Source organism: Cobetia sp. 5-25-4-2 (genome assembly GCF_013374075.1).
Taxonomy (GTDB): Bacteria; Pseudomonadota; Gammaproteobacteria; order Pseudomonadales; family Halomonadaceae; genus Cobetia; species Cobetia marina.
Genome location: NZ_BLWK01000001.1, coordinates 845,646 through 869,862 on the forward strand (window position 1 = coordinate 845,646; position 24,217 = coordinate 869,862).

A 24,217-nucleotide genomic window follows, 5' to 3' on the forward strand; every position below is an offset into this window, starting at 1 on the left:
AGATGCTATATTTTCTAAGGTCGTTGGTGCATTTATGTCAAAGTTCAGTCGCTGTTGGTTTATATAAAATATTTTGCATCAATTTTCGCGGATAGAGTCATAGGTGGTATATTAATCATATGTTAAAATTTGGTAGAGTAATAAATGAATAGATCAATATGGTGTTTGTTGTTGCTAATTTTTATTAGCTGCGCCACACAAGCAGATGTGCTTCATCAAGACAATGATACTGAAAGCTTTAATGATGACTATAGTTCTTTTGATTATATTTCTCTATCTATGAAAGATATTAGGACGCCTATAGAAAGTTATTATCTTGGGATTGCTTACCTCAGAAACTATGATCATGTCTTGGAAGCAACAAATAATTGCAAAGCGTTTGAGAATTTTGAATTTGCAGCCGATAATTATATTGCAGATGCGATCTTTGTGCTTGGGACTATGTATTATAATGGTGCTTGCGTAAAGAGGGATGTAGATAAGGCCGGTGAGTTGTTTATCGAAGCCGGTAGCAAAGGTTATGTACAAGCCCAGGCTTTATTAGCAAGAGCATACTGGAGGGAGAATACTCGAGATCTATTTGTCACTGATCTTGCTGAGGCGAAGAAGTGGTTGAAAAAGGCTGCTGAAAATGGCGATGCCCCATCTGCAATAGGTTTAGCTTATTTTTATGAACATGGACTAGCGGGTGATGAAAATCCTAGCTTGGCTTTCAAGTGGAGGTTAAAAGCTAGTAGTTTGCCTTACGGTGAATTCAGTTTGGGATATTTTCAACCACTTGGTAGGTATTATGAAAAGGGTTACGGCACTGAAGTCGACTTGATCCAAGCCTATAAGTATTATGATTTAAGCGGTAGTATCGGTGGTGCAGGGCGTTCACGACTCTCTAAAAAAATGACTAATGAACAGATCGCTGAAGCCAGGCAGCAGTCTAGGCAGTGGCAAGAAGAGCATCGCCACTTCAATCCTGGCTATAACGGCCTCCAACGCCAGTCTGATGGCAGTTACCGCTAATCGACTCAGTTGATTTCAGTGTTGTGCAGAAAGCCCGAGTCCTTCCAAGGCTCGGGCTTTTTTCGTGCTTGGGGCTCTAGATGCTGGCAGGCGGTCGAGGTTCAGGCTCGCTGGAAGGGTGGAGGTGTCATCAGGCTGTAGCAGGGAAAGGCGGTCAGGCTAGCCTTCGATGGCATACGGCGAGTAGGGCCTGGCTCTGGGTCTGCAGGTATTACCGTGAGGGGGCAAGTCAAGGAGTCGCATCGGTACAAGTCAAGAATTATAGCCATATGCCATCCATGAATATTCTGCGGTGCAGGTTGCCATCGGCCCAGCCTGTTCATTGAAAGAGCAGTGGGAGTTATTATATTAGGCGGTGCTGTTTTTAAGGTTAAAGGGCAAAATCTTGTCAGCAATCTTCCGACACGAGATTTGTTACCCAATTTTTACGAATACGTAACAGTTCTGTTATCCCAGAGGATTCAGGGAATGTCCTTGAGTTCTCATCCTTCATGGAGGTATTGCATGCTCGGCAATCCAGGCTCGGGTGACGGGTGAGGATTGAGTCTTCACTCCCGCTGTGGCGCGCTTGGTGTCCCATTGTTCTGCAAACTTCGTGAGCCACGATAGAAGCTCATGAGCAGCGCTAGCAAGCGGCAACAACGCGATTAATCGATGCTTAAACGATAGCGGGATTGCGTTTCTTGCTGGAATCTGCAACTGCAATATGTTTCCATATTCGCGTGTGCGATAGAATAAATATACTGAAACACGATAGACGTTGAGCCTGTGCTTGACGCTTTGAATGCCTGCCGTCGGACGCCTTCCATTTATCCTTTTCGGGCACTTTCATCTGAAGGTGGCAGGAGTATGCAACACACTTGATTTATCTGACAGGGAAGCAGATTGATGTCAAGAACTGGTGTCGAGCCCTCACTGCGCGGCGAATCATTCCACCTGCCATCTTTCAGGATCGCGGGTCTGCTCATGGCAGGCTTGCTGTCATTGCTGGCTGGGTGCAGCTCGACACCGGAGCAGGGGCCCACTGATTATGTCCCCCCGCCCATCGAGCGTTTCGTCGGCACGCTTCCCTGCCAGGATTGCCGCCTCATCCGTGCGGATCTGACCCTGCATCGTGATCCCGAAAGTGGCGAGCCCACGGCGTTCTTCCTGCAGGAAGCGCATGTAGATGCCGTGGGTGGAGACTTCGTGACCACGCAGTGGGGCGACTTCGAGGCCGAGACATCCGACAGCACCACCTATCTGCATCTCGAGCGGGATACGCCCTTGAACCTGAAGATGCAGGAGGGCGGCGATACCCTGGAGTTGATGGGGCAGAAGGGCGCTGACAGCGATTACCAGTTCACCCGTGCCGAGCCGCTTGGCTGAGGTTCACCACGCGTTGCGCAGGACCTGCGCACGGAGAGTATCTGACATGGATTCGTCCTTTGACATTGAAGCCTTCATTCGACAGCGCAAGCAGACGCGTGTGGTCAGTGACCTGTTGTATGAGAACGCCTCGGATTATCTGACGACCCTGGGGGCCTTGATTCGCCCGCAGATGATCTTTGGCGAATACCTGCAAGGGGCACCGCGCGGTAGCGGCCGTGAGGCACAGCATGCCTTCAAGGAATTTACCGCCCTCTATGACTCCACGGCCAATGCCGAGCCTTTCCGCTTGCTGCAGGAGCTGGATGTGCCGCTGGAGCTTCTGAGCACGGCCCCGCGTCTCTATCCGCATGAATATGATGTACGTCTCGAGTCCACTGGCAAGGTGATTCGCGTCACCAGCCCGACCCGCTGGGTGGTGGGTTTCGATGGCTTCTCGCTGCAACGCTTCCGTCACATCATCAAGGACCCCAATCGCAGCACCGCCGAGCTGCTGCGCTACGTGGTGCACTATCTGATGCTGTTCTATTGCGTCAATCGTGCCCCGGGCCTCGGGCGACTGTTGCTGGGGCTGCGCTTCCCGGTCAGTTTCGAGAAGCTCGGCGAGTTCGGCAGCATGCCGTTCTGCGTGGTGGGGTCGCCCATCACCTCGCACCTGCCGGAGCAGGACACCATCCTGCGCAGTACCGAAATCGCCGGCAATGACACCTTTGAAGAACTGATCGATGTCGCGGACATCGAGTCAATGGATGACGCCGTCAAGCAGCGGCTGCTCAGGGCGATCGCCGCTGTCTGAGTGGCGTGTCAGCGGCGATGTTCCGGCTGATTCAGCGGGACCCCATTTTTGCTTCGCGCAACCACTTCACAACTGCACATAAGGAAATGCCCCATGGCGGAGAGGGATAGCACACAACACAAGCTGGGACGCATTCGCGCACCCCGTGTCCAGATCACCTACGACGTCGAGATCGGTGACAGCCAGGAGCAGAAGGAACTGCCGTTTGTGGTCGGTGCCGTCGGTGATTACACCGGCAACCCGCTCAGCCCGCCGCCCAAGCTCAAGGACCGCAAGTTCGTCGCCATCGACCGCGACAACTTCAACGGCGTCCTCAAGGGCTTGAAGCCGCGCCTTGCCTATCGCGTCGACAACACGCTGAGCAAGGATGGTACCCAGCTGCCGGTCGAGCTGAACTTCAACTCGCTGGAAGACTTCGAGCCGCAGAATGTCGTCAAGCAGGTCGAGCCGCTGCGCAAGCTTCTGGATGTGCGCAACAAGCTCGCCGATCTGCGCAACAAGATGGGCGGCAATGACAAGCTGGAAGAGCTGCTGATGGACGTGCTGCAGAACAGCGAGAAGCTCAAGACGCTGGGCGACGAGTTCGGTCGCGAGCAAGCCGTGCGCAAAGACGACAACTGATTGCGGAGTCAGACCATGAGTGACAATCGTAGTGAATCAGCAGTGGCACCGCAGGCACAGGATACCGTCTTCGCGCCGCAGTCTTCCTTGCTCGACAGCATCATCTCCGAGAGCCGCGTGGCGCGCTCCGAGACCGAGCGCACCCGTGCACGCGACCTGATCGAAGAGCTGGTCGCCCAGGTGCTGGATGGCGAAGTCATGCCCAGCAAGGACCTCATCGCCGTGCTGGATGCGCGTATCGCCGAGATCGACGCGATGCTCTCCGAGCAGATGAATGAAGTCATGCACGCCAGTGAGTTCCAGAAGCTGGAATCCTCCTGGCGCGGTCTGCGCTATCTGGTCGATCAGACCGAGACCGGCAGCAACATGAAGATCCAGATGCTCAACGCCACCAAGAAGGAATTGGTGCGTGACCTGAAATCGGCGCCGGAATTCGATCAGAGCGCGCTGTTCAAGAAGGTCTACGAGGAAGAGTACGGCACCTTCGGTGGCGCGCCCTTCGGCATGCTGGTCGGCGATTACGAATTCTCGCGCAGCCCGGAAGACATCTATCTGCTGGAGCAGATCTCCCACGTGGCCGCCTCGGCGCACGCTCCCTTCATCTCCGCGGCGTCTCCGGAGCTGTTCGGCTGGGACTCCTTCACCGAGATGAGCGGTCCGCGTGATCTGTCCAAGATCTTCGACACCGTCGAATACGCCAAGTGGAAGTCCTTCCGCAACTCCGAAGATGCGCGCTATGTCGGTCTGACGCTGCCGCACGTGCTGGGCCGTCTGCCGTATGGCCCGGACACCACGCCGGTCGAGGAATTCAACTTCGTCGAGAACGTCGATGGCCGTGAGCACAACAAGTATCTGTGGATGAACGCGGCGTATGCCATGGGCTCTCGCGTGACTGACGCCTTCGCCAACTATGGCTGGTGTGTCGCCATTCGCGGTGTCGAGGGCGGCGGCCTGGTCGAGAACCTGCCGACCCACACCTTCCAGACCGACGATGGTGAAGTGGCGCTGAAGTGCCCGACCGAGATCGCCGTGACCGACCGTCGCGAGAAGGAGCTGGCAGACCTGGGCTTCATCCCGCTGGTGCACTGCAAGGGCACGGACTACGCCGCCTTCTTCGGCACCCAGTCCGCCCAGAAGCAGAAGACGTACAACACCGACGTGGCCAACGCCAACGCGCGGCTGTCCTCGCAGATGCAGTACATCTTCGCCACCTCACGCATCGCGCATTACATGAAGGCGATCATGCGTGACAAGGTCGGCAGCTTCGCCTCGCGCACCAGTGTCGAGCGCTACCTGAACGACTGGCTGTCCCAGTACGTGCTGCTGGACGACAACGCCAGCCAGGAAGCCAAGGCGCAGTTCCCGCTGCGTGAAGCACGTGTCGAAGTCGCGGAAGTCCCGGGCAAGCCGGGTGTCTTCAAGGCCGTGACCTTCCTGCGGCCGCACTACCAGCTGGATGAACTGACCGCCTCGCTGCGCCTGGTCGCAGAGCTGCCGCAGTCCACTCGTAGCTGATGACGTCTCGTCACTGAAGACCCCTCGCTCTTTTCCCTGCGTGTCCTGCACGCCCGCATCGTCAGACTGGCCAACGCCGGCCTGACGGTGCGGCTTATCGCCATGAAGGAGGCGACATGCGCATGAATGGCACCCGCCGCCTCATTCCCACCCTGTGGGATCGGTTGCAGGACGATGCTCCGCATCAGGGAGAAGCCGCGGAGGAGCAACGCTTCGTCAGTCTCGACGAGTACAAGCGCACCATCGTGCGTGACCTCGAGATTCTGGTGAACACGCGCAGCGAATTGCTGGGAGGGCGCTTGAATGACTTTCCCGGGTTGCGCGGCACGGTGCTGGGCTTCGGTCTGCCGGACTTTCTCGGCCGAGGCCTGCACAGCAGTGAAGACCGCCGCTTGATCCAGCGTCAGCTGGAGTACGCCATCGAAAGCAATGACCGTCGCTTTCGCAACGTGCAGGTCAAGCTGCTTGACCAGGACGGTCAGGATCGACTCCTGCGCTTTCGCGTCGAGACGCTCCTCGTCCTCAAGGATGCAACGCGGCAAGTGGCCTTCGATGCCGTGCTGCATGCCGACACTCAGCAATACAAAGTGCAGAACCTTTCCTGATGCTTGATGAACTGCTGCCTTACTACGAACAAGAGATCTCGCACCTGCGCTTTCTGGGCCGGGAGTTCGCTCGTGAGTACCCCAAGATTGCCGCGCGGCTGCAATTGGAAGGCGACCACTGCGAAGACCCGCACACCGAGCGCCTGGTCGAGTCCTTCGCGTTCCTGTCGGCACGGGTTCACAAGAAGCTGGATGATGATCTGCCGGAAATCGTCGAGGCCTTCCTCGATGTGCTCTACCCCCATTACCTGCGACCGACGCCGTCGCTGTCGATCGCCCAGCTCGACCCCGGTGAGCAGACCTCGCTGACCGGGCGCTATCAGGTCGCGCGGCATACCGAGATGTTCTCGCGCCCGGTGGAAGGCGTGGCGTGCCGTTTCCGTACCTGCTATCCGGTGGATGTGTGGCCGCTGCGCGTGGAAAGCGCCGGCTTCTCACTGCTGGAACGCTCGGCCTTCAATGGTCGCGACAAGGACAGCGTCGCGCGACTGGACCTGGCCTTCGAGGCCTTGAATGACCAGTCGGTGGGCAGCTTCGGGATCGACCGCCTGCGCCTGTTCCTGGACGGCGAGGGTGCCTTGATGCACCCGATGTACGAACTGCTGTTCAACAACCTGACTCGCCTGAGCGTCAGCTTCGATGAAGGCGGGCAGCGTCGTGAAGTCTCGCTGCCGACGGATTCGCTCAAGCCGGTCGGGTTCGCGCCCGAGGAAGGATTGATCGATTACCCCGAGCGCTCCTTCCTCGGCTATCGCTTGCTGCACGAGTACTTCACCTTCCCCGACAAGTTCATGTTCTTCGATGTCGAAGGGCTGACACGTCTGTTGGCGCGCGCCAGCGGCACGCGTTTCGAGCTGCACTTCCACTTCGCGGACTATGCGCTGGACGAGCGTCTGTCGCGGCTGTCCCAGAGTCTGGGGCGCAATCATTTCCGCCTCGGCTGCACGCCGGTGATCAACCTGTTCGAGCGACAGGCCGAGCCGATCCTGCTCACCCATACCCAGGCGGAATATCCGGTGGTGGCCGATGTGCGCAATCCGCACGGCGCCGAGGTGATCTCGATCGACCGCGTCACGCGCGTACAGAAGACCGCCGAACGCGATCACGTGCGCTATTGCCCGCCGTTCTTCGAGCCGCAGGGCAGTGCGCCGTCACGCGAGACCAGCTACTGGCTGTCGCGGCGGGTGCCGTCCGCCCGTGAGCGGGATGCCGGCACCGAGCTGCTGCTGCGCCTGGCGGATCGTGAGCTCAATGCCATCGACGCCACCAGTGACGTGCTTAGCCTCAAGCTGACCTGCAGCAATCGTGACCTGCCGCAGCGACTGAGCTTCGGCCATCCGCGCGGTGACTTCACGCTGCCGCGCGAGCAGGTGGTCAAGGCTATCCGCTGCCTGCGCAAGCCCACGCCCTCGGCGCGGCCGCCGATGGGCAAGGGCGTCATCTGGCGCCTGATCTCGCATCTCTCGCTCAACCATCTGTCGCTGGTGGAGCGTGGCCGCGATGTGCTGCTGGAAATGCTCTCGCTCTACAACTATCGCGACCTCGAGGCCACGCGTCGCCAGATCAACGGCATCGCCAGCATCCAGAGCGCACCGGCGATGACACGGATCGGGCATCCTCGCCCGGCCTTCGTGCGCGGTACCGGCATCACGCTGGAGCTGGATGAACAGGAGTTCATCGGCAGCGGCATCTTCGTGTTCGGCATGGTGCTGGATCACTTCTTCGGGCAGTACTGCTCGCTCAACAGTTTCACTCGGCTGACATTGCGCAGCCGCCAGCGCGAAAAGGACGTCGTGACATGGCCCGCCAGAACCGGCACTCAGCCCCTGGTCTGATCGACCAGGCGCGCGCTGAGCCTTACCGGTTCAGCTTCTTTCAGCTGGTGCGATTGCTCCGGCTGCACTACAGCCGTGCCGGACGCCTCGAACCCGAGCTGCGTCCCCACGAGGACCCGCTGCGCTTTCGCAGCCAGCTGTCGCTGAACTTCCCGGCCAGCGAAGTGAGTGACCTCGTGTTCGAGAGCGAGACATCGCGCTCTCCGACCGACCAGCCGCTGACCCAGGTGCAGGTCACCTTCATGGGGCTGGTGGGCCCGTCCGGTGTCCTGCCGCGTCCGTACACCGAGACGCTGATCGACCGCCACGTGCAGCTGCGCGATGACGGGGCTCATGCCTTCTTCGATCTGTTCTCTCACCGCATGACGGCGCTGTTCTATCAGGCGTGGCAGAAGTATCGCTTCCACATCGAGTATGAGCGTCGCGGCGAGACGGACTTCGAGCGCCAGCTGCTCGCGCTCAGCGGTGTCTCCGGGCGCTCCGCGCAGCTGCTGTTCGCGGGGGACGATGCCCTTGTCGACGAGAATCGCGACAACGCGGCACCCAGCCGGGGGCTCGGCAATCAGGACGGCCGAGAACTGCCGCGCGAGCTGTTCTCCTTCTTCGCCGGGCTGCTCGGTCAGCGGCCCCGCAATCAGCAGAACCTGACCACCTTGCTGGGCAGCTTCTTCGGCGTGCCGTGTGAGGTGAAGCCCTTCCAGGGGCGTTGGCTCGAGATCAGCGAGCCGGAGCTGACGCGCCTGGGGCAGGCCAATGCCCGGCTGGGACAGAGCGCCGTGGCCGGCAAGCGCGCCTGGGATTACCAATCCTGCGTGCGTATCGCGGTCGGCCCCTTGCGCCTGGCGGACTTCCGCCGCTTTCTGCACGGCGGTGAGGACCATCTGCGCATGACGGAACTGATCCGTTTCTATGTCGGGCCGGAGCTCGATTTCGAGCTGGAGCTGCAGCTCGAGCCCAGTGAAGTGCCGCCGGCCCGCCTGGGAGGTGCCGGTGGCATCTCGCTGGGCCGCCTGGGCTGGCTGGGCCAGACACCCCGCAGTACCACAGGCAATGTGCTGCTACGAATCCCCTTCGATGGAGTGACCCCGTGAGTCTCAAGACGCTATTCGCCAAGCTCAATGATGTCAGCCGCGGTGCCATGGAAGAGGCCGCTGGCCTGTGCCTTGCCAAGCGCCAGTATGAAGTCGATGTCGAGCATCTGCTGATCAAGCTGCTGGACGGTGACGACAACGACCTGCTGCGCATCGTGCGTCACTACTCGCTGGGGCTGGATCAACTCGCCGATCAGCTGGACCGCTCGCTGGAGCGTCTGAAGACGGGCAGCACCGCGACGCCGGCACTCTCACCGCATATCACGCGGCTGATCGAGAAGGCCTGGTTGATCGCCTCCATCGACCACGAAGTCGCGCATATCCGCAGCGGACACCTGCTGCTGGCCCTGCTGGAAGACCCGGAACTGGCCCAGCGCGCAGGCCTGGGAGCTTCCGCGCTGGAGCGTTCGTTCGAGCCACGTCACGACACTCCGCTGGCGCGTATCGATGCCGCAGACCTGCGCCTGCATTTCACCAGCCTCTTGGCCGCAAGTCCCGAGGCCGAGCGCTCGCAGCCGACGCCATCCGCCGCCAGCAGCGGCGAGCAGACGGCAGGCGAGGGCGGTGGCGCTGCACGCCCGGGCAGCCACAAGACCCCGGCGCTGGATCAATACACCATCGACCTGACCGCCAGTGCGCGCGCCGGCAACATCGACCCGATTCTGGGGCGCGATGACGAAGTGCGCCAGATGATCGACATCCTGACGCGTCGTCGTCAGAACAACCCGATCCTCACCGGTGAGGCGGGGGTCGGCAAGACCGCCGTGGTCGAAGGACTGGCACAGAAGATCGTCGCCGGGGAAGTGCCTGCGCCGCTGGCACGTGTCGAGCTGCGCACCCTGGATCTCGGCCTGCTGCAGGCCGGCGCCAGCGTGAAGGGCGAATTCGAGCAGCGCCTCAAGGACGTGATCGAGGAAGTGAAGCGCAGCCTGCACCCGATCATCCTGTTCATCGATGAAGCCCACACCCTGATCGGCAGTGGCGGTCAGGCGGGCCAGAACGATGCCGCCAACCTGCTCAAGCCGGCGCTGGCGCGTGGCGAGCTGCGCACCATCGCCGCCACCACCTGGGCCGAGTACAAGAAGTACTTCGAGAAGGACGCCGCCCTGGCGCGTCGCTTCCAGGTGATCAAGGTCGAGGAGCCGGCCGAGCCGCAGGCCATCGACATGCTGCGCGGGCTGGCGACGCGCATGCGCGATCACCACAAGGTCGAGATTCTCGATGACGCCATCGTGCAGGCGGTGCGTCTCTCCAGCCGCTACATCACCGGCCGTCAGCTGCCGGACAAGGCGGTCAGCGTGCTGGATACCGCCTGTGCGCGTGTCGCGCTGGGCCAGCAGACCACGCCGGCACCGCTGGAAGATGCCCGTCAGCGCCTGCGCGATCTCGAGGCCGAACGTGCGGCACTGGCTCGCGAGCACGAGCGCGGCGATGACCGCCATGCTCCGCGTCTGGACGAGATTGACAGCGAAGTGCTGGCGATCACCGCGCAGGTGACGGCGCTGGAAGCCGACTGGACACGTCAGCGTGAGGCCGTCGAGGCGGTGCTCAAGGCTGACGCCGCCCTGAGCGCGGCCAACGAATCCGATGATGCCACCGGGCGTGACGCCGCGCTGGCCGAGCTGCGTGCCGCGCGTGAGGTGCTGGAAGCCGCCGGTGGCGAGGCGCCGCTGGTGCACGCCTGTGTCGATGGCAACGCCATCGGTGAGGTCGTCGCCGCCTGGACCGGCATTCCGCTGGGCAAGATGCAGCGTGACGAGATCGACACCGTGCGTCGTCTGCCGGCGCTGTTGGGCGAGCGCGTGCTCGGGCAGGACCACGCCCTGGAAGAGATCGGCCAGCGCATCAGCCTGTCGCGCGCCAGGCTCGAAGACCCCGACAAGCCGATCGGTGTCTTCATGCTGCTCGGCCCGAGCGGGGTCGGCAAGACCGAAACCGCGCTGGCTCTCGCCGACAGCCTGTACGGCGGTGAGCGCAATCTCATCACCATCAACATGTCCGAGTACCAGGAAGCCCACACCGTCTCCTCGCTGAAAGGCTCGCCGCCCGGCTATGTCGGTTACGGGGAGGGCGGTGTGCTGACCGAGGCCGTGCGTCGCAAGCCGTACAGCGTGGTGCTGCTCGATGAGGTCGAGAAGGCGCATCCGGACGTGCTGGAAGTCTTCTTCCAGGTGTTCGACAAGGGCGTGATGGAGGATGGCGAAGGGCGCGAGATCGACTTCCGCAACTGCGTCATCCTGCTGACCTCCAACGTCGGCACCGACGAGATCATGAACCGCTGCCTGGGCGTGGCGACGCCGCCGGCACCGGAAGCGCTGGTCGAGGAGCTGCGCGACACCCTCAATGGCGTCTTCAAGCCGGCCTTCCTCGGCCGCCTCAAGGTCGTGCCGTACTACCCGGTCCACAGCGACATCCTGGCGCGCATCGTCGACCTCAAGCTGTCGCGTCTGGCGGAACGCTTCACGCGCAACCACGGCGCCCACCTGAGCTTCGCCCCGTCGCTGGCGACGCATATCGCCGAGCGCTGCACCCAGACCGACAGCGGTGCGCGCAGCATCGATCACCTGCTGAGTGGCTCGCTGATGCCGCCGCTGGTGGAGTGGGTGCTGGAACGCATGGCCGATCAGCAGCCGGTGGGCGATGTCAGCATCGCGCTGGATGACGCCGGCCAGTTCACCTACGAGATGCAGTGAGGAAGCCCACATGTCATTCCGGGGATATCACGTGAAGGCTGAGCGGCGCACCACGTCTCTGCGTCCGCGCCATTGGCTGCCCGTCATGTTGTGCGCCAGCCTGCTGCTCGGCGGCTGCGGGGTCGGCAGCCGTCTTGGCCAGCAGATGGATGGCACGGTGGGGGACATCCTGTTCCGTCAGGACGAGACGGTCGCCTTCACCCTCGATGCCGATGACTCGCTCAATCCGGATGTCGATGAGGCGTCACTGTCGGTGGTGGTTCGCATCTATCAACTGGATGCGAGTGAGGCCTTTACCAGCGCCTCGCCCGATGGCCTCTGGGATCACGCCGACAAGGTACTGGGCGACTCCCTGCTGGATACCCGCGAAGTGGTGATGGTGCCGGGCGGGCATGTCGTCGATGAGGCGCCGCTGAAGCCGGGCGCGCGGTACGTGGCGGTCGCGGCCTATTTCCGCCAGACCCCGGACGCGCGCTGGCGCGTGCTGTTCGATGCCGATGCGATGCGCAAGGACGGCCTGTTCACCTCACCGGACGGCGTCGAACTGACGCTGGCCGATCACTACATCACGGTGGCGCCCGACAGCGAAGACCTGCTGGCGACGACGACACCGCCATGAGGCGTGAGCCATTCCGCCTGACGGGCGGCACGTCACTGGCGACACCGGACGGACTTTATAAAGGATGGATTCGTGAGCAAGCATAATCGCGTGAGGTGGTCCGAGGGCATGTTCCTGCTGCCCCAGCACTTCCAGTATCAGGACGAATATCACCAGTGGCAGCTCGGCGAGGCCAGCACGCGCAGCGGGCCCTTCGCCTTCGGCGTGCAGCAGCTTGAGATCGATGAAAGCGCGCTGGCCCAGGGCCGCCTGCAGCTCAGCCGCCTCAAACTGGTCTTCCCGGATGGCACGCTGTTCGATGCCCCCCAGCACGATAGTCTGCCGCGGGCGCGTGACCTGGGAGAGCTGGCCGGTCACAGCGAGATCAAGGTGCATGCTGCGCTGAGCCTGGTACAACCCTACGCCGGCAATGTGCAGGAAGATGAGCAGCAGCGCGGTGCCCGTCGTCGCTTCCGTCAGCGCTTCGATTCCCTGCCGGACCTGCTGGACGGCGATGGCGAGAACGAGCTGAGCCTGCTGGAACTCAATGTGCGTCTGTTGCTGGAAGGCGATGACCTGGAGGGCAGCACGCATTGTCCGCTGGCCGTGCTGACGCGCAATGCCGCCGGTGGCTTCTCGGTCTCGCCGCGCTTCGTGCCGCCTGCGCTGCACCTCTCGAGCAGCGAGACACTGATGGCTATGGGCCAGCGCCTGGCCGGCATGCTGCAGGCCAAGCACGAGACCTTGTCAGGCCGTCGCCGCGAGCGCGCCGATCAGGTCGCGGAATTCGGCTCAAGCGACGTGGCGCTGTTCTGGCTGCTGCATACGGTCAACCGTGCCTACCCGGCCCTGGCGCATCTGCTGCAACACCCGCAGCAGCATCCCGAGAAGCTCTACACCTTCCTGTCGGATCTGGTCGCCAGCCTGATGACCTTCTCGATGGATTACCGCCTGAGTGACCTGCCGCCGTACCGCCATGAAGACCCGGTCCAGTCATTGACGACGCTGGAAACCATGGCGCGCGAGCTGCTGGACACCGTGGTGCCCAACCAGTACATCCCCATCGCGCTGGAACAGACCAAGCCGTCCTACTACATCGCTCACCTGCACGATGCGCGTCTGGTGGACGCCGACTTCTACATCAGCGTGCATGCCGACATGCCCGGCGCCAAGTTGCTGGAGCTGGTGCCGCGTGCCTTCAAGGTCGGCTCGCCGGATGACATCGAGGTGGTGGTCAACAGCGCCATGCCCGGCGGCTCGCTGGTACACGCCTCGCGTCTGCCCACCGCGATTCCCTCGCGCCTCGATAACCACTATTTCGCGCTGGAACCCCAGGGCCGCATGTATGAACGCATGATGGCCGCGCAGGCCATCGCCTTCTACGTGCCCGGCGGTTTCCACAACCTCAAGATTGAATTGATGGCGGTGCTGAAATGACCCAGACCACGGCAACCCAGCCGAGCGACACGGCGGCACATCATCCTTCCCGGGCGCCTTCCCAGGGAAGTGGCGGCGCGGGTAGATCCGGCGCATCGGTCCCGGCGGACACGCGTCTGCGCACGCTGTCCCAGGATTTCTTCTCGCTGATCCTGATGATTCGTCGCGGCAGTGAAGCGCGCAACGTCGATGAGTTCCTGACCCGGGTCGCCGACTACTTCCGCGAGCTGGAAGCCCAGGCACTGGCGGTCGGCTACAGCATGGATCAGGTGCGTGACGCCCAGTACGCGCTGTGCGCCTTCCTCGATGAAAGCGTGCTGGGGGCCGGTGCCAGCAACATTCGCCAGCATCTGGAGCTGCATCCGCTGCAGTACACCTACTTCGGCGTGCATCTGGCGGGTGAGGGCTTCTTCGAGCGTCTCGAGGCACTGCGCACCGACGTCAAGGCCAACCTGGATGTGCTGGAGGTCTATCACCTGTGTCTGGCGCTGGGCTTCGAGGGCAAGTTCCGCCTCGAACACCGTGATCAGCTGCGCTACGTGGCCAGCACGCTGGGCCAGGACATCGCGCGCTACCGTCAGACATCCGACGTGCTGGCACCGGGCTGGCAATTGCCGGACCAGGTCGGTCAGCTGCTGCGTTATGAAATTCCGGTCTGGGTCTATCTGCTGGTGATCGCGCTGTGCTGCGGGGCGGTCTATCTGGTGCTCGACAACCTGCTGGATACTCAGGTCACGGCGCTCATCGAGCGACTGTCGTCCCTGTTCGCAACGACATGAGGCGTGACGGAATGAAACGGGTGCTGGGGTTCCTCAAGAGTTTCTGGTTGGCGTCGTCACTGCTGTGGCTGGCCGGTGTCGTGCTGTGCGTCTGGTGGGTGCCACGTCTGGGTGGCTCGCTGGAACGCCTGGCCATCGCCGTGGCGCTGCTGACCGCGGTGTGGCTGCTGGCCATCGTGCTGCGCAAGTATCGCAAGGTGCGCGCCGAGCGGGATCTGGAAGACCTCGTCCAGCTGGAAGTGGACCGCGAAGCCGCGGATGCTGCCACCGAAGCCGGCGATTACGAAGTGCTGCGTGAGCGTCTCAAGTCGGCGCTGCGCATGCTGCGTGCCCAGCGTGGTCTGCACAAGGGTGGCAGTGCCTCGCTCAGCGATCTGCCCTGGTATCTGGTGCTGGGTCTATCGTCCTCCGGCAAGACCTCGCTGCTGACGCGCTCCGGCCTGAGCTCCAGCGTGGCGGGGCTGGGCGGGGATTCCGGCACCCAGTACTGCGACTGGTACTTCGGCAACGACGCCCTGATGATCGACACCGCCGGGCGTTATGTGGCCGAAGAGCAGCCGGCGCGTGCCTTCGCCGACTTCCTGCGTCTGCTGGCACGCCGTCGACGGAGTGCGCCCATCAATGGTCTGGTGGTGGTAGTGGATCTGCCGGCACTGCTGCATGCGCCGCGTGACGAAAATCATGCGCTGGCACGCCAGCTGATCGAGCGCATCAATGACTTCCGTGATGCGCTGGATGCCTCGCCGCCGGTCTATCTGATGTTCACCAAGGCTGATCAGCTGCCGGGCTTCACCGCCGCGTTCAATACGCTGGACAGCGATGCCCGCCATGCGCCGTGGGGCATGACGTTCTCGGTGGCCGAGGCGCGTCGCGAGGGTGTCGTGGCGGCCTTCTCCCGGCATTTCCCCAAGATGGTGGCGGGGCTGCGTGGTCATGTGGAAGCCGCCCTGCGTGAGCGTGGCCAGCAGGCGGACAGCGAGCTTTTGCACTTCCCGGAATATATCGCCGAGATGGAAGGCCTGCTGGCCGACTTCCTGGAGCCCTTCGATCTGCGTCGCAACAGTGCCCGCGGGCCGCTGACGCGTGGCGTCTATTTCACCAGTGCACTGCAGGACGGCAGTGCGATGCCGGCGATTCTCGATGAGCAGGTCCGTCAGGGCTTTGCGCTCAAGGAACCGGCGGGCACCCAGGCGGCGACGCCAGCCTCAGCGACGGCGACGGTCAGTGATCGCCCCTATTTCGTCGGCGGTGTCTTCCGTGACGTGATGATTCCGGACCGCAACCTGGTGCGTCACTACGCGCGCGATGGTCAGCGGCGTTCCCTGAACCCGCTGTTGATCGGCGTAGGCGGGGTGGCAGGTGCGGTGACGCTGGGCCTGCTCGGCAACGCCTATTACCAGAGTCGCACCAGTCTCGAGGCCGTCGATGCGCAGCTGACATCGCTTGATGGCGCCGTGACCCCCAGCGTGCAGCTGGACCTGCTCCACGCTGAGCTGTCGCGTGTGCGTCAGGCCCGCGAAGAGGGCGGTCTGCCCTGGTATCAGCACATGGGACTGGATGGCGGAGAGCGTCTGAGCGCGACGCTTGAAGCACAGTACTTCGCGACGCTCAAGCAGCAGATTCTGGCACCGCTGGCGGAAGATCTCGACGCTCGCCTTCGGGCGGTCGGGCGTCTGGCGGTCTCGCTGGGCATCGTCTCCGAGTCCGCTTCGCGGCGCACCCGTGGCGAGGACGTCGGTGAGGGCGCTGGACCCGGGGGCGATGCCTCGCGGACATTGGCCGCCGATGGCAAGTCACTGCTGACCTCGAGCGGCGAGCGCCTGCGTCAGCGTCTCACCGAGCGCCCGACGCTGGGCAGCGTGCCGCGCTCACCGGGCGAACTGGCCAGTCAGCTCAAGGGCGAGGCGGATTACCGCCTGCGCGGCGGCGTCAATGACGCCTACTGGAGCACCCGACAGCAGGGGCGTGAAGCGCTGCGTGACAAGGCCGAGAATTTCCGTGGCTCGTCCGCGGGACTGGGCGGCGATGGCACCGTGGCGGGTGAGGGGGGCATCCCGGACGGCGGCATGCCGGGCGGTCCGGCCTTCTCCAGTGAAGTGCTCAACCAGCTGACGCCGGAGCAGGTCGCCGGGCTGATCGATGCCTACGATGCGCTCAAGCTGTATCTGATCCTGAGCGAGCCTGCGGAACATCCGGACGTCGCCTTCGTGCGCGAAGCCCTGCCGCGCGCCTGGCATCAGCTGGCGGACAGTCACCGCCGTGTGCCGGGGGGAGATCAACGCATCGCCGACAATGTCGCGCTCTACAGCGAATATCTGGCGCAGGGCAAGGCACCTGCCCTGGTGCGGGATGAGGATCGCGTCGCGCGTTCCCGCCGTGACCTCAAGGCCTTCCTGCTCGACAACTCGCCGGCGGAGCGGGAATACCTGCGTCTGCGTCTGGCGGCCGAAGCCCGTTTCCCGTCGATGACGCTCTCGGTGATGCTGCCCGAAGAGGGCGCACGTGGCTTGCTGTACGCCGGCGAATCCGTGCCGGCCTTCTTCACGCGTCGCGTGTGGGAAGAGTTCGTGCGTCCCGAGTTGCTCAAGACGCTGAGTTCTGACCTGCCGGTGGAGCATGACTGGGTGCTGGAAGACGAGAACCCGGATGCCGAGCAGGGCAAGACCGAATTCGCCGAGGCGATTCTGGCGCATTACAAGCGTGACTATGCCGAGGCCTGGGAGCGCTTCCTGGCCGATGTCGGCGTGCGTCGCTTCGAAGGTCTGGCGCTCTCGCGTCAGCGTCTGGCGCGCTTCAGCGACTATCAGCGCTCACCGCTCAAGACGCTGCTGGCCGTGGTGGATGACAACACCCGCTGGGACAGCCGCGATGCCGAGGCCCGCAAGACGCCTCAGCCACGCGAAGCCGAGGGTGACGCTCCGGCCCCGGCGGCCGAGTCGACGGGCCTGTGGGATCAGGCGCTGGCGTGGGTCGAGGAGGATGGCAGTCAGCTGGCACAGCGTACCGGCGCATTGCAGGGCCTGCCGCACGTGCACGATGGGAAGCTGGCGGACCACTTCGCGCCGGTCGCCAGCCTGTTTGCCCAGGATGAGGGGCAGGATGGCGATGCCTCGGTCATGAATCGCTACCAGCTGCGCCTGCGTCAGCTCAAGGTACGTCTCGACGGACTGGAGCGTGGCGATGTCGGCAAGCGTACCAAGCAGCTGCTGGCGGAGATGATCGGCGGCAAGCCCAATGAGATCTCGGCGGCGCGTGATTATGTGGCCGCCAATGTCGATACCTCGCAGGAACCGCTGGTGCAGTCGCTGCAGCGTCTGTTCCGTGCGCCCATCGATTACTCCGTGGCCAGTCTGCAGGGGCCGGTGGCGTCACAGCTGGCCGCCGCCTGGGGCGAGCAGGTCGTCTCACCCTGGCATCGCATGGTCAGTGGCCGCTATCCGGTCAGCGATTCCGCCAACGAGACCTCGGTGCGTGACCTACGTCAGTTCATCGACCCCGATAGCGGTCTGCTGACCCGCTTCGACAATGAAGAAGTCGGCAACCTGGAAGAGGGTGAGCAGGACGGTACGCCGCTGGTGGACCCCAAGATCACCGCCACCATCACCAAGGGCACGGCAGTGGGCCGAGTGCTGGAGAGTCTGGCGGATGTGGAGAACGGCTTCGAGATCATGATCCGGCCTTCCTCCCGGCTGATCTCGATCCAGCTGACACTGGATGGCCAGCAGCAGGTGTACCGCAATGGTCGTCAACACTGGCAGCGCTTCGTCTGGCCGGGTGATCCGGAAGTCTCCGGCGCCCGACTGGAGGTGGTGACACGTGACGGCCGCCGCATCACCGTCTTCAACTTCCCCAATCGCTGGAGTCTGTTGAAGCTGATCGAATCCGCGGACGTGACCGATCTGGATACCGCCCGTCAGCGCTTCACCTGGTACACCCCGGTCGGCCCGGTGAGCTTCGAGGCGCGCAACTTCGGCGGCGTGAAGCTGACGGATCTCAAGCAGGTGCGCAACCTGTCGATGCCTTCGGTCGCCGGGAGATGACCGCATGATCGGCTTCTTCGGCAAGCTGCCCGGCAGCGCTGACTTCATCGCCCATCACGCGGGCCACAAGGACATCCGGGAACTGGATGGCTGGTGGCAGCGGGCGCTGAATCGCATGGCCGAGCGCGACGAAGACTGGCAGGCACGTTTCGATGCCTTGCCGCTGTGCTTCTTTCACTACCGCGCCAGCGGTGGGGCCTGGTTGATGGGCGCCATGTCACCGTCGCAGGACGCCTCCGGGCGACGCTACCCGCTGCTGGTCTTCCAGCGGCTGGCCGTCTCGCCGGTGGTGGAGGGCAGTGTCGGGGTGCATACCCTCGGCGAGACCTTCGCCGGGCAGGTGCGGGAGTTGCTGCGCGATGTGATGCATTGCGCAGATCCCCAGAAGGCACAGGAGCGTCTGCTCACGGGAATCGAGGCGCTACGCCCGCTGGATGATTCCGATCTCAAGCTGCATCGGCGTCTGTTCGCGCGCTTTCTGGAAGACGTGCGCTATGGGGACCTCACGCGGGCGCTGGCCAGTGGCTTCCCCGACGTGAGCGCCCAGCGACTGACGCAGGACATGCAGGCATCGCGCCGGCAGCTGGCGACAGGGGGCGCGCGTGATGACACCCGGGGGCAGGCGGCATTGCCACTGCCACCGGAGCGCGCGCTGAAGCGTCCCGCAGCGGACCTGTGGCTGCACTGGCTGGAGCATGACAATGGCGCGCCGGGGCAGATCAGCGTGATCGTCGATGACTTCATGCGCCCGACATTGATGCGCTTCACGCGTGACGATCATGACGCACTGCGCATTCTGGCAGGCTCCGCCTTCGAGGTGCTCGGGCCCTGGCGCCTGCTCGGCAGCGGGGAGCCTCACGCTGGCCCGCTGGATGCGTCTCACGCCTCGACACTGGGCATGGGAGCCTACATCGCCGCTCTGTCAGATGACCGGAAAGATGACCCGGGGCCGCAGGGGACAAGGGCGGGCAGTGACGACACGGTATTCGGCGACATACCCAAGGATGAATCGGCACCGACATGAACAAGTTCAAGCTTCACGTTCTCAAGTACTACCTCCTCAAGTACCGCCCGTATTGGTTGGGCGTGCTGTTCTTCCTGGGCATCTTCGTGGTCTGGGGCGCCGGTGTCGGGCTCGGCTTCTCGTCACTGGACAGTCTGCTGGTCGGCATTCTGGCGTTTCTGGTGGCCTCTGCCCTGTATCTGCTGCTGCTCTATCGCGGGGTGGGAGAGCGCAAGGATGTCGAGTCGTTGCTGATCCAGAACGCCGATGACGCCGTGCTCAGCGCCGCACCCCAGGACCGCGAGGAAGTCAGCCTGCTGCGCGAGCGCCTGCTGGCCGCGCTGGATCGCATGCGCAAGAGTGCCAGCGAGAAACGCGGTGGCTGGTTCACTCGTCAGGGTGATCTGCTCTATACGCTGCCCTGGTATCTGGTGATCGGTCAGCCGGCCGTGGGCAAGAGCACGCTGGTGTCGCGCTCCGGACTCGATTTCCCCTTCGCGGAGCGGGAAAGCGCACGTGTCGCGGGCATCGGTGGCACCCGTCACTGTGACTGGTTCTTCAGCAGTGAGGCCGTGCTGCTGGATACCGCGGGGCGTTATGTCAGCTCCGAGGAGGAAGTCGGCAAGTGGCGTGCCTTCCTCGACATGCTGCGTCGCTATCGTCCGCGTCAGCCGCTCAATGGGTTGATCGTCGCGGTCAGCATCGATGAGGTGCTCCAGAACCGCTATGACGTCGAGGCACTGGCCCATCAGCTGCGCGAGCGTATCCAGGAAAGCTACGAGCGTCTGGGCGCCGCGCTGCCCATCTATCTGGTGTTCACCAAGAGTGACCACATCCCGGGCTTTCGCGAGTTCCATGCCCAGCTGGCACCGGCGCAGCGCGATGAAGTGCTGGGCATGAGCTTCCCGCACCAGGGCTATGCCGAGGCGGATTGGCGTACACGGTTCAGTGAGGCGATGACTCGCCTGGTGGCACGTTGCTCGGGTACCGGGGAGCGCTGTCTGGTCGAGGGTGACATCGTGCGCACCCGCGAGGCCCCGGCGGCGGTGGAATTCCCGCGTGAGCTTGAAGCGCTGGCACCGCATCTGACCGATTTCGTCACCGAGCTGCTCAAGGTCAATCCCTATCAGGCAGCGCCGCTGCTGCGCGGGTTCTACTTCACCAGCGCGCTCTCCGAGGGGCAGGCCAGCACGGCAGCCCATGGGCGTAACGTGGCGTCACGCTTTGCCGTCACCGAGCGTCATGCGCCGGGCCATCAGGATGGCAAGCCGCTGTTCGTCTCGGGGCTGTTCTCGCGGGTATTGCTGCCGGATCAGCATCTGGTCGGCCTGTATGGCGGCGCCAACCTGCAGCGTCGGCGTCAGCTGCGCTGGGTGTGGCTGGCGCTGGCACTTGCCGGAGCGATGTGTCTGGCCTGGGCGGTGTCCTTCACCGCCAACACCCGCGAGCTCGGCGCGCTGGATCAGGCATTGGATGCCGCCTACGAGGAAGACGCCGGCGAGCCCGATGCCTATGCCCAGTGGGCGACGCTGGATGCCCTGCGTGACAGCGCGGCCCGCTACGATGCTCGCCATCACGAGCATGGCGTGCCCTGGTCGCTCGGTTTCGGGCTCTATGAAGGCGAGACGCTGGAACCTGAGCTGCGTGATGTCTATTTCGGCGCGCTGCGTCAGACGATGCTGGTGCCGATCGCCAGCAACCTCAACCAGTCGCTGTTCATGCTGCCGACCATCAGCGTGCATGACCGCGAGGATGGCCCGCGCGAGACGGATATCCATGTTCCGGGTGTCGAGGATCACGCCCAGCCGCGTGACAACTCGGCCCAGGCGCTGGCGGACTTCGGCAACAACACCCTGAAGACCTACCTGTCCCTGTCGCGTACGCCGCGCGAGGACATCGAGGCGGACTGGCTGCGTAGCGAGATGCCGGTCTACTGGTATCCGGCCATCACCCAGGGGGAGGATGTGCCGCGCGACAGTCGTGATCTGGAATATGCCAGCCGTCAGGTCAATTTCTATGCCGAGCAGGTCGTGCGCCCGGACGTGCCGCGTCTGGAAGACAACACCTTCCTGGTGTCATCCAGTCGCAACTACATCGATGGCCTGCTGGACCGCTCCCTGAGCACCGTCGAGACCATCACGCTGGAATCCGACACCCTGTTCGCCTTCGGGCGTGCGGATTACTCGGGCCTGCAGGGCGAGGGGCAGCGTCAGCTGAATGCCATCGCCGAGCGGCTTTCCAACACGCTGAATCTGGGGCGCATCACCATCACCGGCCACGCCGACCCGATCGGCTCGGCCGTGGTCAATCGCCAGCTCTCGCTGCAACGTGCCGAGACCGTGCGCACCTATCTGGTGGGCAAGGGGCTGCCGGGTGAGCTGATCGGTGCGGAAGGGGCCGGCAGCGATCGTCCGCTGGTCAAGTGCGATGGCCAGATGTCACGAGCGGAGAGAATCGCCTGTCTGGCGCCCAATCGTCGTGTTGAGATTGAAGTGCGTGCACTGAACTGACCTGAACAGAACACAGCACAACAGAACTGACGGGCAGCGCCCAACCGGATTCATTTTGCCGACTCACGGAGGAGTCGAGCTCTTGGATGACAGGCCTGAAGGCAGGCCCGGCGCAAGAGAGCGGAGAAGCATGGACATACGCAGTGGGGGTGCCTGGATGGCATCTCCTGGCGGTAGCGTGTCCGAACACGCGTTGCAGGTAGCAGCCAGGGAGGGCTGCTACCCGTGATGCCCACCCATCACATGACGGAAATGGAGTTTTACCATGGCTTTTGACGCCTACCTCAAGATCGACGGCATCCCGGGCGAGAGTCTGGATACCAACCACAAGGACTGGATCGAGCTGCTGAGCTTCGAATTCGGCGCCAGCCAGGCGACTTCCGCGACGGCCAGCTCCGCCGGTGGTGCGTCTGCCGAGCGGGTCAACCTGAGTGAGTTCGCGATCAAGAAGTTCATCGACAAGGCTTCTCCGAAGCTGTTCGAAGCTTGCTGCCGCGGTCAGCACATCAAGGAAATCACCCTGCAGGTTCACCGTGCCGGTGGCGAGCAGGTGCGTTACATGGAAGTGAAGCTTGAGGAAGTCATCGTGTCTTCCGTGGACCTGGAAGGCATGGCGTCCTTCTCCCAGGCCGGCGGTGGCGGTGCGACCGATTCCGTGCACGATGCGCGTCACGATCTGCCGTCTGAAGAGATCAAGCTGAACTTCGCACGTATCAAGGTCACCTACACCCAGCAGAAGCGCAGCGATGGCCAGGGTGGCGGCAACATCACCGGTGGTTGGGATCGCACGCGCAACCGCGTCTACTCCTGAGTATCGGCTCATGGCGCGGCGGCGTGAGTCGCCGTCCATGAACAGGAGAGTGGCATCCCGGGGCTTGGCCAGCGTGCTGGCGTGAGCTCGTCTTCAGGGGATATCACGTCCGGGTAGAAGGCATGCCGGGGGAGCGAAAGGCTCTCCCGGCATGTCTGTTTTCCCCTTGCGCATCCCCGTTTGTTTCGATGAGCGCCTGCGAAATCATTGTGCTGTCAGTTCTGTGCCAACAGCTCTTTGCCAACAGCTCTCTGCCAACAGGGTCTGTGCCAATAGCTCTGTACCGATAGCACTGTGCTAACTGGCTCTGACACAACAGCACTGCGCCACAGTGATTTCGCAGGCGTTGCCTCGCAACGCGATCAACACGTGATTCAGGAGAGACAAGATGGCCGACGAATGGGACCGCGACGAACTGCTCGCGCCAATCGGCGCTCATGGGACAGGAGAGGACCTGGGCTTTTCGCTGCTCTTTGACGAGATCAAGGAAGCGCGTCGCGCAGACCCGGCCTACCTCAGTCAGGGCGAATGGCAGGCCGATCTCAAGAAGTCCGACTGGAATGCCGTCATCTCGTTGACTGCCGACGGTCTGGCCGAGCAGAGCAAGGACCTGTCGCTGGCGGGCTGGCTCTGCGAAGGCCTGGCGCACCGGGATCATTTCATGGGTCTGGCCTGGGGGCTGGCGCTGATGACGGCGCTGTGTGAGCAGTACTGGGAGACGCTTTACCCGACGCTCGAGGAAGGTGATGAAGAGCGTGTCGCCCGTCTGACCTGGCTGGATGACACCCTCGCCGGCATGATCGGCACCTTGCCGCTGGTGGAAGGGCAGCTCTACGGGCTCGACCGCTATGAGGAGTCGCGTCAGGTCGAGAACCTGGCACGTACCGACGTGGATGCCATGGAAAGCGCGCTGGCGGATGGCAAGATCAACGCCGATATCTTCCAGCGTTCCGTGGTGCTGACCGAGACGGCGACCTTCCGCGAGCGTCACCAGCAGATCGTCAAGTGCCAGCAGGCGCTGGCCGGTCTGGTGGCGCAGCTCAATGCGCAGCTGGGGGTGAGCGCGCCGACCTTCAGCCAGCTGCAGCGTGGTCTGGCGGATTGCACCCAGTTGATCGAGCGACTGCTGGGCGAGCGCGGGGTCAGCCTGGACGATGAGGCCCAGGCATCCGCCGAGAGCGATGCAGAAGTGACGGACGCCGCAAGTGGCGATGCCTCCACTGGGGATGCGAGTGTCACGCCATCCGCTCAGGCGGGCATGGCGCCGGCGGCACTGCGCACCACGCCGCAGACCCGTGAGGAAGCCTTCGACATGCTCAATGGCGTCGCCCAGTACTTCAAGGGCAGCGAGCCGCACAGCCCGGTACCGTATCTGGTCGAACGCGCCGTGCGCTGGGGCCGCATGCCGCTGGAGGAATGGCTGCGTGATGTCATCCGCGAGGAACATGTCGTCGACGGCATCCGTGAAACCCTGGGCACTCAGCGGCGTGATGATCACTGA

Annotated in this window: 17 protein-coding genes; all 17 read left to right on the forward strand. The window is 63.0% G+C overall.

The window, feature by feature from the left end; genetic code table 11:
- Nucleotides 1–144 precede the first annotated feature (144 nt).
- The 17 genes from HXS65_RS03640 (at nt 145) to tssA (ending at nt 24,217) form a co-directional block, all read left to right on the forward strand.
- Nucleotides 145–1,014 (forward strand): tetratricopeptide repeat protein, encoded by an 870-nt coding sequence (locus HXS65_RS03640; RefSeq protein ID WP_176493126.1) that lies wholly within the window; start codon nt 145–147, stop codon nt 1,012–1,014.
- A gap of 966 nt (nt 1,015–1,980) precedes the next feature.
- Entirely contained in the window at nt 1,981–2,382 is a 402-nt protein-coding gene (locus HXS65_RS03645) for a copper resistance protein NlpE N-terminal domain-containing protein (RefSeq protein ID WP_176493127.1), read from the forward strand.
- Between the two features lie 46 nt (nt 2,383–2,428).
- Nucleotides 2,429–3,178 (forward strand): hypothetical protein, encoded by a 750-nt coding sequence (locus HXS65_RS03650; RefSeq protein ID WP_084208888.1) that lies wholly within the window; start codon nt 2,429–2,431, stop codon nt 3,176–3,178.
- Nucleotides 3,179–3,271: 93 nt separating this feature from the next.
- Nucleotides 3,272–3,799 (forward strand): type VI secretion system contractile sheath small subunit, encoded by a 528-nt coding sequence (tssB, locus tag HXS65_RS03655; RefSeq protein ID WP_077377258.1) that lies wholly within the window; start codon nt 3,272–3,274, stop codon nt 3,797–3,799.
- A 15-nt stretch (nt 3,800–3,814) separates the two neighbouring features.
- The gene (gene tssC / locus HXS65_RS03660; RefSeq protein WP_077377255.1) at nt 3,815–5,314 is read left to right on the forward strand and encodes a type VI secretion system contractile sheath large subunit; all 1,500 of its coding nucleotides are present in this window, start codon (nt 3,815–3,817) and stop codon (nt 5,312–5,314) included.
- Nucleotides 5,315–5,430: 116 nt separating this feature from the next.
- A complete protein-coding gene (gene tssE, locus HXS65_RS03665) occupies nt 5,431–5,919 on the forward strand; it encodes a type VI secretion system baseplate subunit TssE (protein ID WP_233593521.1) in 489 nt (162 codons plus the stop codon).
- Nucleotides 5,919–7,754: a type VI secretion system baseplate subunit TssF gene (gene tssF, locus HXS65_RS03670; RefSeq protein ID WP_176493128.1), complete on the forward strand. Its 1,836-nt coding sequence runs from the start codon at nt 5,919–5,921 to the stop codon at nt 7,752–7,754. Before tssE ends, tssF begins: the two co-directional genes overlap by 1 nt.
- Entirely contained in the window at nt 7,718–8,845 is a 1,128-nt protein-coding gene (tssG, locus tag HXS65_RS03675; RefSeq protein ID WP_176493129.1) for a type VI secretion system baseplate subunit TssG, read from the forward strand. The genes tssF and tssG overlap by 37 nt, the downstream gene beginning before the upstream one ends.
- On the forward strand, nt 8,842–11,538 hold the full coding sequence (gene tssH / locus HXS65_RS03680; RefSeq protein ID WP_176493130.1) for a type VI secretion system ATPase TssH: 2,697 nt from the start codon (nt 8,842–8,844) through the stop codon (nt 11,536–11,538). Before tssG ends, tssH begins: the two co-directional genes overlap by 4 nt.
- 10 nt (nt 11,539–11,548) lie before the next feature.
- Entirely contained in the window at nt 11,549–12,157 is a 609-nt protein-coding gene (gene tssJ / locus HXS65_RS03685; protein WP_164850341.1) for a type VI secretion system lipoprotein TssJ, read from the forward strand.
- A 72-nt stretch (nt 12,158–12,229) separates the two neighbouring features.
- Nucleotides 12,230–13,573 (forward strand): type VI secretion system baseplate subunit TssK, encoded by a 1,344-nt coding sequence (tssK, locus tag HXS65_RS03690; protein WP_136938001.1) that lies wholly within the window; start codon nt 12,230–12,232, stop codon nt 13,571–13,573.
- Entirely contained in the window at nt 13,570–14,352 is a 783-nt protein-coding gene (icmH, locus tag HXS65_RS03695; protein ID WP_176493131.1) for a type IVB secretion system protein IcmH/DotU, read from the forward strand. Before tssK ends, icmH begins: the two co-directional genes overlap by 4 nt.
- An 11-nt stretch (nt 14,353–14,363) precedes the next feature.
- Entirely contained in the window at nt 14,364–18,392 is a 4,029-nt protein-coding gene (locus tag HXS65_RS03700; protein ID WP_176493132.1) for a type VI secretion protein IcmF/TssM N-terminal domain-containing protein, read from the forward strand.
- 4 nt (nt 18,393–18,396) lie between these two features.
- Complete coding sequence (gene tagF, locus HXS65_RS03705; RefSeq protein ID WP_176493133.1) at nt 18,397–19,416, forward strand: type VI secretion system-associated protein TagF; 1,020 nt, start codon at nt 18,397–18,399, stop codon at nt 19,414–19,416.
- A complete protein-coding gene (gene tssM, locus HXS65_RS03710) occupies nt 19,413–21,905 on the forward strand; it encodes a type VI secretion system membrane subunit TssM (RefSeq protein WP_176493134.1) in 2,493 nt (830 codons plus the stop codon). Before tagF ends, tssM begins: the two co-directional genes overlap by 4 nt.
- 265 nt (nt 21,906–22,170) lie before the next feature.
- Nucleotides 22,171–22,716 carry a type VI secretion system tube protein Hcp gene (locus HXS65_RS03715; protein ID WP_084208878.1) on the forward strand — a complete coding sequence of 182 codons (546 nt, stop codon included), beginning with the start codon at nt 22,171–22,173 and terminating at the stop codon, nt 22,714–22,716.
- 388 nt (nt 22,717–23,104) lie between these two features.
- Complete coding sequence (gene tssA / locus HXS65_RS03720) at nt 23,105–24,217, forward strand: type VI secretion system protein TssA (RefSeq protein WP_176493135.1); 1,113 nt, start codon at nt 23,105–23,107, stop codon at nt 24,215–24,217.